Origin of the sequence: Bifidobacterium sp., assembly GCF_051876855.1 — a bacterium.
In the GTDB taxonomy this organism is placed as follows: domain Bacteria; phylum Actinomycetota; class Actinomycetes; order Actinomycetales; family Bifidobacteriaceae; genus Bifidobacterium.
On sequence record NZ_JBJEIH010000038.1, the window covers coordinates 68778 to 81885 of the forward strand.

The window sequence follows — 13108 nt, forward strand, 5'->3', positions numbered from 1 at the left end:
ATGGCGGTAAGGGGTGAGCGGGAATCCGCGGACCGTATTGCCGGTCTCGGTCATGATGTCGTGGCGCTGGACGCCTTCGCCGAACAGCTTGCGGAGCCCGGCGAGGGCATGCGCCGGCTATTCTCGACGCGCGAACTGCGGCAAAGCGCCTTGCGCGGTCGGCTCAAGGCGGACGGCGACGCTGTGCATCTCGCCGCACGCTGGGCCGGCAAGGAGGCGGTGATCAAGGCGTGGTGCGAGGCGCTGGGGGAGACCGGCCCGCTTCCGTACACCGTGGACAACGTGCCATGGGCGCGTATCGAAATCCTTGATGATGCCCGTGGGGTGCCGCATGTGGTGCTTGCCGACGATGTCGCACAGGCGTTGTCCGGTGCCCTGTGTGGGTCCGATGTCCTCCGCGGTGTTCATTGTGACATGCCCGGAGCGACCGATGCTGACGCGAAACCGGGGGAGGGGTCGCGCTGGCGTTGGCATATCTCCCTGAGCCATGACGGCCCGGTCGCCTCGGCGGTCGCGATATTGGTCGTGCGCGGCTGAAGCGGTGCCGGCGCTGTGAAGTCTGTGAAATACAGTCACATCCGGAGTGTTGCATTGCCCGTCTCGAACCGGTTTGATATACTGAAAAGCACCCGGACCCGGACGATCTGGTCCACGGGATGAGAGACATAGGAGTTTCAGATGGCTGCCAAGCATATCGATACCGTATTCGCCGAGCGCCTCGCCTTGCGTCGTGCCGAACTCGAAGAGCTGTTCCATTCGCTGTACGGCGATTCGCCGGAACTCGCGCATTTCGAACGTGTTATGGCCAAAGCGCACGCCGACCGGCCCGCCGACCTCAAGCGTCTCGACACCGCCCGCGAGCAGGACCCGCAGTGGTACCGCCGCGGCGACATGTTCGGCATGACCATGTACACCGACCTGTTCGCCGGAAAACTGACCGACCTCGCCAAGCATATCGACTATCTCAAAGAGCAGCATCTGACCTACCTGCACCTTATGCCGCTGCTGACCATGCCGCATCCGGACAACGACGGCGGCTACGCCATCGAGGATTTCGACAATGTCGACCCTTCCATCGGCACCAATCAGGACCTCGCCGACCTCACCGCGAAACTGCGTAAGGCCGGCATCAGCCTGTGCCTTGATTTCGTCATGAACCACACTGCGTCCACCCACCGCTGGGCGAAAGCCGCGCAGGCGGGCGACCCCGAATACCAGGACTACTACTTCTGCTATGACGACCGCACCATTCCCGACCAGTATGATGCCGTCGTCCCGCAGGTCTTCCCGACCGCCGCACCCGGCAACTTCACATGGAACGAGCAGATGGGCAAATGGGTCATGACCCAGTTCTACCCGTTCCAATGGGACCTCAACTACCGCAACCCCAAGGTCTTCGTCGCCATGATGTCCAGCCTGCTGCACTTGGCTAACCTCGGCGTCGAGGTCTTCCGCATCGACGCGGTGCCATACATCTGGAAGCAGCTCGGCACCAACTGCCGCAACCTGCCGCAGGTCCACACCATCGTGCGCATGATGCGCATTATGACCGAAATCGTCTGCCCGGCCGTCGTATTCAAAGGCGAAGTGGTCATGGCCCCCAAAGAGCTCGCCGCCTACTTCGGTACTCCCGAAAAGCCCGAATGCCACATGCTGTACAACGTGTCCGTCATGGTCAACCTGTGGAGCGCGCTCGCCAACGGCGACACCCGGCTGCTCAAAACCCAAATCGACAAGCTCGACGCGCTGCCCGACAACTGCTGGTTCGTCAACTATCTGCGCTGCCATGACGACATCGGCTGGGGTCTGGACGAGGACGTCGAACACCAACTGGGCATCGACCCGCTCAAGCATAAGGAATTCCTCTACCACTTCTACGAGGGTATGGTGCCCGGCAGCTGGTCGATGGGCGAACTGTACAACTACGATCCGGCGTCCGGCGACGCGCGCAGCTGCGGCACCACGGCGAGCCTGTGCGGCATCGAACGGGCGATCATCACGCATGACCGGCCGTTGTACGAGCGCTCGATCCAGCGTGACCTGCTCATGCACCACGCGATGGGCTTCCTGCGCGGATTCCCGATGCTCAACTGCGGTGACGAGATCGGTCAGCTCAACGGCTGGGATTATAAGGAAGACCCGGATCGTGTCGCCGACAGCCGCAATCTGCACCGCAGCAAGTTCAACTGGAAGAACGCCGCGAAGCGCGATGTCCCCGGAACCTTGCCGAACCGGCTGTGGGAAGGCATGGCGGATGTGCGTGCAATGCGCTCGGACCCCTGCTTCGCCCCCGACGCTTGGGTGACGACGTGGGACGCGCATGATGACGGCGTCCTCGCGATGGTCCGGCAGGCGGGCGGGCGAACGCTGCTCGGCGTGTTCAATTTCGCGAATCGCGATGCGACCGCCACACTCGACAGCATCGAGGGCGTGAGCCTGCCGCGCACGGTGACGCTCAAGCCGTACGAGTGGAAGATCGAGGCCTGCTGACGCGGTTTGTTGCTGCGGCCGGTGGATTGCCTTGCTGTGTTGGCGGGTGATTGCTGCCGCCCGTGGTCGCTGAAGCTGAGGCTGTGGCTGGCGGGCCGTTGGGGTCGTTGTGCGGGCGGAACCTCGCATGATGACCCCATGCTTTCACGCGCTGGCCGGTGTGGTCGCCAATCTGCCTGTTGTGCGATCTGATTGTCGCATGACGGCCCCGTACTTGCTTCCTCGGCCGTGTCCGGCTGCTTATCTGCGTGTTGTGTGAGCTGATTGTTGCACGACGAGGCGGTGCTTTCCGATATTTGCCGGTGGGGCGGTTAATCTGGCTGTGGTGTGATCCGGTTGTCGCATGATGATCCCGTACTCGCTTCTCAGGCCGCGTTCGTCTGCTTATCTGCGTGTTGTGTGAGTCGATCATCGCATAATGATGAAGTTCTTTCCGATGCCAGCTGGCGGAGTGGTCAATCTGCCTGTTGTGTGAGCCGATCCTCGCATAACAGCGATGGAAGATCTGCGGCGCGCGGCGCGTCGTCGCGGTTTCGTGTATAATGACACGAGTTGCGCCGTATGCTTGCAGATGGTGCGATGCGCGGATGTAGCTCAATGGTAGAGCCTCAGTCTTCCAAACTGATTACGCGGGTTCGATTCCCGTCATCCGCTCCACAAGCCCCGGGATTCCGGGGCTTTTTCATTCCCCGCGCACCCGCCCTCCTTCCCAAACTGCCGACGCTTATCAGGTTGCAGGCGTAACTGGTTTGTATGCCTTCCCAATCTGGTTGCGCTGGGCCCGCCGTGAGCGTCGCCAGTTTGTGTGACTTCGCGGTCCGGTGCGCCGGCACCGGCCTTGGCACAGTCGGGAAGGGCGAGTCTCAATATCTCGCGTTTGGATGCCGATGTGGCGAGTTATTCAGGAAAAGTCAAAAAACTCGCGCCCGAGACCTGATTTCATGAGAAATTGAGATTTTGCAAGGTGATCGAGGCGACGGCCAATCTTGAGAATCCAGCAATATCAACGGTTTTGAGGTGCCGGCAGTCTCGTGTGCTGCGCGAGAAATCTGAAAAAATCGGCAAACAGCACGGTTGACGAGAGATGTTGAGACTTTTTTCTAAATATCTCGCCCGCACACACTGATTCGCGCAGATTTTCAGATTTGGTTGTCCTGATTGCCCGACGATAGGCGAGTTGTGCGTGACGATGACCTGCCCGGATTCGTGTGCATCGGTGTATCGCCTACTCCCAACCGGGAACTTACGTGCGCGTGATGATGCCCGCCCGGATTCGTGCGCATCCATCCGGCTTGCGGCATACTAGAGTGGATAGCGAAACAACGCGTGTGGCCATTGCGCCGCATGTCCGGACAAGCGAGGCAATGCATGGCGGAAACAAGCCCACACAACAGCGCAAACGTGAGCGGGGAGAACACTGACGTGGCCGATATGGATGCGACCAAGGTGCCGGACCGCGTCGTTGACCTCTCCGATGCGAGCGATGTCGCTACTCCCTCCACGACGGGCGATGCGGGCGATGCGGTCGTCCCCTCCACGATGGGCAACGCAGGCGATTCTGCCGTCTCCTCCGCGTCTGCCACCGCCCCCTCCACGTCAGCCACCACCGCCGATTCCGGCCGTGCTCCGGACGAATCGAACACCGCGACCGAAATCGTGCGCGGTAAGGTCGAACACGTGGATGTGTCCAGACATCCCGAACCCACCATCCCTGACAGCGATTTGTCGTTGGCAGATATCGAACGCAGCAAGTCGCATCCGGTGCAATGGGCGGTGTTCGCCATCCTGCTACTCTTGGCCATCATCGTGCCGTACGGCATCGGCCGCGATATCGCCGTGCGGGACACCGCCGATCTGGTCGCCGCGGTCAGCAAGCTGTCCATGCAAGGGGTGATGTTCGTCTCTTGGTTGGTCACGGTGCTCGCGTTCACAGGTCTCGGCATGTTGATTGTCGATTCGCGTCGTTGGCTGTGGCGGGTGGTGTTCGTACTTGGCATCATCGCCGAGCAGTTGATTGCGGGTATGTGCCTGTTGCGATTCAATTTCTGGTATTCGACGTATGTCGTGTATGGCTCCGACGCTCCGCTGGCGAACGCCGCGAACCTCGGGATCATGGCGGCGGGCGTCGCGGTGGCGGTCTACGCGCTGGTGTTCGTCGGGCTGCTGGTCGCGATTCGCAAGGATTCCCCGCTCAACGCACTCACGCACAGCTGGGCTTCGCTCACCATGTTCTTTGTGATTGAGGTGGCCGCGTTGTGCATTGTGATGTTCGGTGGCCTGCTCGAGGCGGTTTGACCGAGGCGGTTTGATTGTCGGCTCGTCCTTGACGCCACCATGCCATAGGTTTTCCACACCTTGGTTTACAATTGCATTTTGGCGTGTTTCGCCCGCGGATAGAGAGCGCTCCGGCATTGGGCCGGTGGCACCGCGCAGCTAGAACCCAAGGAGGAAGCCGTGGCACTTACGGCTCAGGACAAGCAGGAAATCATCAGCAAGTACGCGACGCACGAAGGCGACACCGGTTCCCCGGAGGTCCAGGTTGCACTGCTGACCAAGCGCATCACCGATCTGACCGAGCACCTCAAGACCCACAAGCACGATCATCATTCGCGCCGTGGCCTGCTGCTCATGGTCGGCGACCGTCGTCGTCTGCTTGACTATCTCAAGCGCGAGGACATCGATCGTTACCGTTCCCTGATCGACCGTCTCGGCCTGCGTCGATAGAAGACTTACGCCCGTGCCTTGTGCGCGGGCGCTCGTATATCACGCTCGAACTGATAAGCGTCCCGCCCACAGGGGGCGGACCGATGTCGGCGGCGGCAGGCAGCATGGCAGCGCTTGTCGTCGCCTTCGAGGCAGGACAACACCGGGGGCCGGCGGGCATGCACGGGGTGCGATGCCGCAAGCGAAAAGTCAACGAATAAGTGAATAATGGAACTGACGTTCTGACACGAGGAAAACGAAGGATTCGCGGCCAGGTATGCCGCGTGACACGCAAGGCCTGCGTCAGGTCAGTAATGGTTTAGGTAGATAGATAATCAAACAAAGGAGGAACCCTTGGAGGGTCCCGAAATCAAGGCCGTAGAGGCCGTAATCGACAATGGTTCATTTGGCAAGCGCACGTTGCGTTTCGAGACGGGTCGTCTCGCCCAGCAGGCGGATGGGGCTGTGGCCGCCTATCTTGATGATGATTCGATGGTCCTGTCCACCACCACGGCCGGTTCCAGCCCGAAGGAGAACTACGACTTCTTCCCGCTGACCGTCGACGTGGAGGAGAAGATGTACGCCGCGGGCAAGATCCCGGGCTCCTTCTTCCGCCGTGAGGGCCGCCCGAGCTCCGAGGCGATTCTCGCCTGCCGTATCATCGACCGCCCGCTGCGCCCGCTGTTCCCGCACACGCTGCGCAACGAAGTGCAGGTCGTGGAGACCGTGCTCGCCGTCAACCCTGACGACGCCTACGATGTGCTCGCACTGAACGCAGCATCCGCGTCCACCATGATTTCCGGCCTGCCGTTCGAAGGCCCGGTTTCCGGCGTGCGTCTGGCCCTGATCGACGGCCAGTGGGTCGCCTTCCCGCGTTGGAGCGAGCGTGAGCGCGCGGTCTTCGAGATCGTCGTCGCCGGCCGCGTGGTCGAGAACGGTGATGTCGCGATCGCCATGATCGAAGCCGGTGCCGGCAAGAACGCCTGGCACCTCATCTATGACGAGGGCCAGACCAAGCCGGACGAGGAAGTCGTCGCCGGTGGTCTTGAGGCCGCCAAGCCGTTCATCAAGACGATTTGCGAAGCGCAGAACGAGCTCAAGGCCAAGGCTCCGAAGCCGGCCAAGGAGTTCCAGCTGTTCCCGGAGTACACCGAGGATCTCTACAACCGCATCGACGAAATCGCCCACTCCCAGCTTGACGAAGCCCTGTCCATCGCGGAAAAGCTGCCCCGCCAGGAGCGCATCCACGAAATCAAGGAGCAGGTGCGCGAGCAGCTGGCCAACGAGTTCACCGACATGGACGACGCTGAGAAGGAAAAGGAACTCGGCAACGCGTTCAAGGAGCTGCAGCGCCAGATTGTGCGCCGCCGCATCCTGACCCAGGATTACCGCATCGACGGCCGTGGCCTGCGTGACATCCGCACCCTGTCCGCCGAAGTGGACATCGTGCCGCGCGTGCACGGCTCCGCCCTCTTCCAGCGCGGCGAAACCCAGATCCTGGGTGTCACTACGCTCGGCATGCTCAAGATGGAGCAGCAGATCGACGCGCTGAGCGGCCCGCAGTCCAAGCGGTACATGCACAACTACGAGATGCCGCCGTATTCGACCGGTGAAACCGGCCGCGTCGGCTCCCCGAAGCGTCGCGAGATCGGCCATGGCGCCCTCGCCGAAAAGGCTCTCGTGCCGGTGCTGCCGAGCCGCGAGGAGTTCCCGTACGCCATCCGTCAGGTCTCCGAGGCCATCGGTTCCAACGGTTCCACCTCCATGGGCTCCGTGTGCGCTTCCACACTGTCGCTGCTGTCCGCCGGCGTGCCGCTGAAGGCCCCGGTCGCGGGCATCGCGATGGGTCTGGTCTCCGGTGACGTTGACGGCCAGCACATCTACAAGACGCTGACTGACATTCTGGGCGCCGAGGACGCGTTCGGCGATATGGACTTCAAGGTGGCCGGCACCTCCGAGTTCATCACCGCGTTGCAGCTGGACACCAAGCTCGACGGCATTCCGGCCGACGTGCTCGCCGCCGCCCTACAGCAAGCGAAGGAAGCCCGCGCCACGATCCTCGACCTGATCAACGAGTGCATCGACGGCCCGGCTGAGATGAGCCCGTTCGCTCCGCGCATCATCACCACCAAGGTGCCTGTCGACAAGATTGGCGAGGTCATCGGCCCGAAGGGCAAGATGATCAACCAGATCCAGGAGGACACCGGCGCCGAGATCACCATCGAGGACGACGGCACCGTCTACATCTCCTCCGAGGGTGGCGAGGCTGCCGAGAAGGCGAAGGGCATCATCGATTCCATCGCCAACCCGCATGTCCCTGAACCGGGTGAGGTCTACAACGGCAAGGTCGTTAAGACCACCAGCTTCGGCGCGTTCGTGAACCTGACTCCGGGCACCGACGGCTTGCTGCACATCTCCCAGGTGCGTAACCTCGCCAACGGCGAGCGTATCGACGCCGTCGAGGACGTGCTCAAGGAAGGCGACACCGTCGAGGTCGTCGTGCAGGGTGTCGATGACCGCGGCAAGATCTCCCTGGCCATCCCCGGTTTCGAGGACCAGGAATCTTCGGCTCCGCGTTCCGCCGGTCGCGGGCGTGACGAGCGTCGTGGCGGCGGCCGTGGCCGTCGTGACGAGGGCGAGGATCGCGGATATCGCGGTGGCCGTGGCCGTCGTGATGACCGTGACGAGCGTGATGATGAGTATGATGATCGTCCGCGTCGTGGCCGTCGTTCCGAGCGTTCCGACCGTGATGACCGCGACGACCGTTACGATGACGACCGTCGTCCGTCTCGCCGCAGCCGCGACGACCGTTATGATGACGAGCGTCCGTCCCGTCGTTCCCGCGATGATCGTGACGAGCGTGATGATGAGTATGATGATCGTCCGCGTCGTGGCCGTCGTTCTGAGCGTTCCGACCGTGATGACCGCGGTGGCCGTGGCTATCGTGGCGGCCGTCGTGACGACCGCAACCCGCGCTATGCGGCGGATGACCACTACGACGAGTATCGTGCCGACCGCGAGGAGCGTCATGAGCGTCCGCGCCGCCGTGTGCGCCGCGATTTCGATCCGTTCGAGGAGGACTGATCGCGTACCGGTTCGGTTGCGCGTAGCGTGATCGTCCGGTTCCGCTGAGCTGATTGGGCCGTCGGGAGTGTTTCCCGGCGGTCCTTTTGCGTGGAATGCCCTGTGCCTTGAACGTCTTGTGCCTTGAACCTCTTGGCCCCTGCGCATCCTGTGCTCTCAACGTCCTGTGCCGCCGCAGCCGTGACGCTCCCCTTCACAAACTGTCTACACTGACAGGCGGCTTAGCGTCACCAGTATGGGAAGTACCATGTCCTCGATGGGTAGGCACTAAGTCCTCGATGGGCAGACCCCAACAATCCAAGGATATGCCCGTTGGTACAAGGCTTCTGAGATACTTGTTATGCAGGCTGTCCCTGCCGGGCTCAAGAGACCCCGATGTCTTCGAAGGAGAGAACGATGGTGTGGATCATCATTGCCGTCATCGTGCTGCTAATCATTGTGTGGATGATCAGCGCATACAACAATCTGGTCACCCTGCGCAACCGGGTCAAGAACGGCTGGGCGCAGATTGATGTCCAGCTCAAGCAGCGTGCCGATTTGGTGCCGAACCTGGTGGAAACCGTCAAGGGGTACGCCACCCATGAGTCCCAGGTGTTCACGCAGGTCACCGAGGCTCGCGCGAAGGCCGTCGCTGTGGCCGCCGACAAGCAGGCTGGTACGGCGGAACGCATCGCCGCGGAGAACGAGCTGACCCATGCTCTGTTCAACTTGCAGGCCACCGCCGAAGCGTATCCGCAGCTTCAGGCGAACCAGAACTTCCTGGATCTGCAACGCCAGCTGCAAGATCTCGAGCAGAAGATCGCCTATGCGCGTCAGTTCTACAACGATGTCGTGCTCAAGCTCAACAACGCGATCGAGACCTTCCCGAGCAATATCGTGGCAGGCCTGTTCCACTTCGAGCAGGCGGATTACTTCCAGGTGGACGACGCCTCGAGGCAGGCTCCGCAAGTGAAGTTCTGAGCCGAATCCATAGAGGCTCACAGGTAAGTTCTCCAAGTGGTCCGCGGTGCTTACAGTGCTGCGGACCGCGGGGATTGTCGTCGTGGATTTTCGAGGATTGTCGGAAGGGCAAATATGCAGAACCGGGGCAAGACTTGGGTGAAAACCATCGCCATCATGGTCGCGGTGACGTTGGTCGCCGCCGCCGCGTTGGTTTTGACGACTGGCTGGACCAGCTCCCCGGATCTGTCATATCGGAGCGTGGACTATCAAGTCAAGGTGATGGCCAACGGTGACCTGCGCATCACCGAACATATCGATGTCAAGCTCCAGAACCGTGACAAGCCGTGGCGGCAGCTGTATCAGCGCTATACGCTGGACCCCGACAAACTCACCGCGATCACGGACATCAGTGTGCGCAACACCACTGCCGGAGTGAGCTATTCGCAGGCAGACCCCATCATTGCCGGCTCGCAGACCGTCTCCCAGTGGGACAGCCAGTATGCAGGGCATTGGTATATCGGTACTGTCGACTCCAGCGACTCGCTTGAACAGTACGATCCCGCCTCCACAACCAACGGCACCGTGGAGCTCGGCTGGAATATTCCGGCGGTCAATGCCGCCGACAGCATCGGCTTCGATATTTCCATGACGTTCGAAGGCGTCGCCACGGCATACGACGATGTCGCCGCATTCCAGTGGGAGCCCGTGGGCGAATCAAACAGCGTCCCGATCGGCAAACTGACCGGTACCGTCACCTTCCCGGAGGGAATCAGCGAGAAGAACTCGTGGGCGTGGCTGCATTATGAGGGCACGTCAACCACCTCGCGCGGCAAGGGCGGGTCGCTCAATTTCACCGCATACGACGTGAAATCCGGCATGTACTTGGATCTGGTCACCATGTACGACGTGTCAGCTACCAAAGATGTCGCCCGTCATGCCAGCGGCGACTACCGCAGCACACTGATGAGCACGGAACAGCGCAAAGAGCAGGAGTGGAACTCGAAACGCAAGGTGGAAGCCGCGCTGCTGATTGCCAAGATTGCGCTCGCCGTGATCATCGGCATCCTAATCATGCTCTGCCTAATCATGGCGATCATCCGCAGCAAGCGCAAAGCGGCGTTCCCCCAAGACCCCGGATACCGCCGCGATCCGCCGGATATGAGCCCGAACAATGCCGCGCAACTCAACGAGATCCTTGAGCACGTCTCTTCCGATCAGACGCAGTCACGCGCGTTGACCGCCACCATGTTGTCGCTCGCCTCGAAACACGCCATCAGGATTCTGCCCGGCTCGGCGGCTGCGTACGGCTCCATCGACGTGTCCCATCCGGACAGTGCAGCCGTGTCATCTTACATCAACACCCCGCAGGTGGCCGCATCCGTGGCGTCGGGCTCGTCCGACAACGTGACGATCGCCATCGAACCCGGCAGCTATGACCCTGCGTATCGTGCCGCGTTGAACCTGTGCGAGTCGGAGAGCGCCCTGCTTGACTACTTGCAGCTGGTGGGCGAACACCACCAGGCCCGATCTTTCGACATGCAGCAGATGCGCGTCATGATGGATGACTGGAAAGAGGGCGCCAGGAAGCTGCAGGACCTGAAACTCAAGTTCACTCTGGAGTACGGCAAGCTCAACGCGTCCACCTCATACGGCGGCTGGAGCAATCTCGTGGCTTGCCTGAGCGTGGTGTACGCGATTGTGTGCCACAACATGTTCGCTAGCAACCTGTTCCTGCAATTCGTGACCGTCCTGCCGGTCGCATGCTGCGTCGGCGCGTACATCGGCCTCATACATGTCCAGGTGCTCACCGACAAGGGCAAGGCGCTGGCCACCCAGATCGACGCGTTCAAACGCTACATCACCGATTTCAGCGATTTCAAGGATCGCGGCGCTGCCGACCTCGCCTTGTGGGACCGGTATCTTGTGTATGCGGCGGCCTTCGGATTATCGCAGGAAGTCATGCGGCAACTCGCCCAGGCCGCCCCCGAGCTGTCCGATGCGCGATGGCTTGACGAGAACGCCACCGATTCGCTGCTGTACTGGATGTACCGCCCGAGCCTGTGGTCCTTCAATTTCGGGTCGAATGCGGGTGCTGCATTCGCCGGTGCGGCGGCAGGTGTCTCGTTCACGCCATCGTCCTTCGCTGATCTGGGCGACCAGCTGAGTGCCGGATTCGCGCAAGTCTCGGATGCCGCGCAGACTTTGCTCGCCCCGGCAAGCTCGTCGTCGGGCGACGGCTTCTCCGGTGGTGGATTCTCCGGTGGCGGCGGCTTCGGCGGCGGTGGCGGCGGAGCCGGCGGCGGCAGTTTTGGCGGTCGCTGACACCGAGGCGAAGATACCGTGAATTCCGTTGACACTGGCAGCAGACCGGACAATACGCTGGATTGGCTGTCGGCCATGCCGTTGCCGCATTTCCTCGAGCATCATCGGGTGCTGCGTGGGGTAATCGCCGGTATCATCGTGCTGGCCCTCAGCGTGGCAGCCATGCTCTACATCGCCGGCGACCGGTTCCGTTCGGATGTGCTACGTGCCGTGAGCAGTGCGGCGCCGCCGAGCTTGTCGGCCGGTCAGTTGAATCTGCTCGCGTTGTGCGTTGCGCTCGCGGTGGCCGGACTTGTGTCGATGGTCGTCGCCGCGTTAAGCGCACGCGTGGTGAAAAGCATCGGATATTGGCGTCAGGAGCCGGATATCAGCCCGGCAAGCGCCGCTTGGATTCGCGGCATGATGGACGGGCGGGATTGGTCCAGCGTGCTTCCTCGCGCGCTGGCCGCGTCGGTGCTGTCGCTCGCATCTAAAGGCGCGATTGCGCTGCTGCCGGGGAATGTGGGTCGAAACGCCACCGCCGGGGCTGCGGGCGGGAAGCAAACTGCCGGCCATCCAGGCGGATACATCGCCGATGCTTACGGCAATCCCCGCGCTTCTGTCGCGTTCGCTGACGTACCGGGCACGCAGGTTGTCGATGCGATGTCGGGGCAAACGTTCACGCCGGTGCCGCCGCAGCCGTCCGCCCAAACAGGGGTGCCCGGACCTGCAGTTGCCGTCATGCCCTCACCGTATTCTCCGGCCGATGCCGATACATTCCCCGGTAAGACAACGCCTGACCCCATTCATCGCGTAGCAGACGGCTGGCGGGGTTTTGACGGCCCCGATGGCAGCGTCACCACCATCGTGATCCTGCCCGCTGCTCATGATCCGCACCTCGGCCTGTATGACAGTGAAATGGCTGCGCTTGATGTTTTGGAACGCGTGGCGCAGCATAAGGGCGTCACGATGTTCGACACCTCGCAGATGCGCGAGACATACCGCAATTGGGGTGACGGCACGCAGGCACTCACCGGTTTCTCCGACCGGATGCGGCTGGAATTCCGCGGTTTGCACGCCACCCATCGCGTGGGGCGGCTCGCGTTGGTTTGTGGGCTGGTGCTGCTGCCTGTCTCGTTCGTCGCATTAGCCGTGTTGATGACGCAAGGCCTGATTGCATTGCTCCCGGCGGTGACGATGGTGCTTGCCGTAACGATGTTGCTAGGCACGAATCGGTACGGTCTGACGTATACCGGCCGCTACTATGCGACCCAAGTCAACGGTCTTGCCGCCTATCTTGAGGATTTCGGCGAGTTCAAAGATCGTGACATCCCTGATTTGAAGCTGTGGAACCGATATCTGGTGTTCGCCGCCGCCTTCGGTATCGCCAATAAGGCGCTGTGGCGGGGCAGGGACACGATTCCGATTGTCATCGACGAGCAGGAGTTTGAGGACCAGTTCACTTTTGTCGGCATGGCGTTGGACGCGGGGGTTGACCATGCCATCGACCTGTGGAACTGGCTGTTCGGCGGCTGACCAAGGCATCCGAAGTGGAGGGTGTCAGAATCCACGGTGCCGGTGGATCCGC

8 protein-coding genes and 1 tRNA gene are annotated in these 13108 nt (G+C 61.7%); all 9 read left to right on the forward strand.

Going from position 1 to position 13108, the window contains the following annotated elements; all coding sequences use genetic code 11:
• The 9 genes from ACI38B_RS03320 (at window position 1) to ACI38B_RS03360 (ending at window position 13056) form a co-directional block, all read left to right on the forward strand.
• Complete coding sequence (locus tag ACI38B_RS03320; protein ID WP_439729531.1) at window positions 1-537, forward strand: holo-ACP synthase; 537 nt, start codon at window positions 1-3, stop codon at window positions 535-537.
• Window positions 538-678: 141 nt separating this feature from the next.
• Window positions 679-2490 carry an amylosucrase gene (locus ACI38B_RS03325; RefSeq protein WP_439729508.1) on the forward strand — a complete coding sequence of 604 codons (1812 nt, stop codon included), beginning with the start codon at window positions 679-681 and terminating at the stop codon, window positions 2488-2490.
• A 583-nt stretch (window positions 2491-3073) separates the two neighbouring features.
• Window positions 3074-3147: transfer RNA gene (locus ACI38B_RS03330), tRNA-Gly, on the forward strand.
• 882 nt (window positions 3148-4029) lie between these two features.
• Window positions 4030-4785, forward strand: coding sequence for a hypothetical protein (locus ACI38B_RS03335; protein WP_439729532.1), 756 nt, complete (start codon window positions 4030-4032; stop codon window positions 4783-4785).
• Window positions 4786-4944: 159 nt separating this feature from the next.
• On the forward strand, window positions 4945-5214 hold the full coding sequence (gene rpsO / locus ACI38B_RS03340; RefSeq protein WP_015451031.1) for a 30S ribosomal protein S15: 270 nt from the start codon (window positions 4945-4947) through the stop codon (window positions 5212-5214).
• 333 nt (window positions 5215-5547) lie between these two features.
• On the forward strand, window positions 5548-8277 hold the full coding sequence (locus tag ACI38B_RS03345) for a polyribonucleotide nucleotidyltransferase (protein ID WP_439729509.1): 2730 nt from the start codon (window positions 5548-5550) through the stop codon (window positions 8275-8277).
• A gap of 396 nt (window positions 8278-8673) precedes the next feature.
• Window positions 8674-9237: a LemA family protein gene (locus ACI38B_RS03350; RefSeq protein ID WP_439729510.1), complete on the forward strand. Its 564-nt coding sequence runs from the start codon at window positions 8674-8676 to the stop codon at window positions 9235-9237.
• 114 nt (window positions 9238-9351) lie between these two features.
• The gene (locus tag ACI38B_RS03355) at window positions 9352-11541 is read left to right on the forward strand and encodes a DUF2207 family protein (RefSeq protein WP_439729511.1); all 2190 of its coding nucleotides are present in this window, start codon (window positions 9352-9354) and stop codon (window positions 11539-11541) included.
• An 18-nt stretch (window positions 11542-11559) separates the two neighbouring features.
• A complete protein-coding gene (locus tag ACI38B_RS03360; protein ID WP_439729512.1) occupies window positions 11560-13056 on the forward strand; it encodes a DUF2207 family protein in 1497 nt (498 codons plus the stop codon).
• The last annotated feature ends 52 nt before the right edge of the window (window positions 13057-13108 follow it).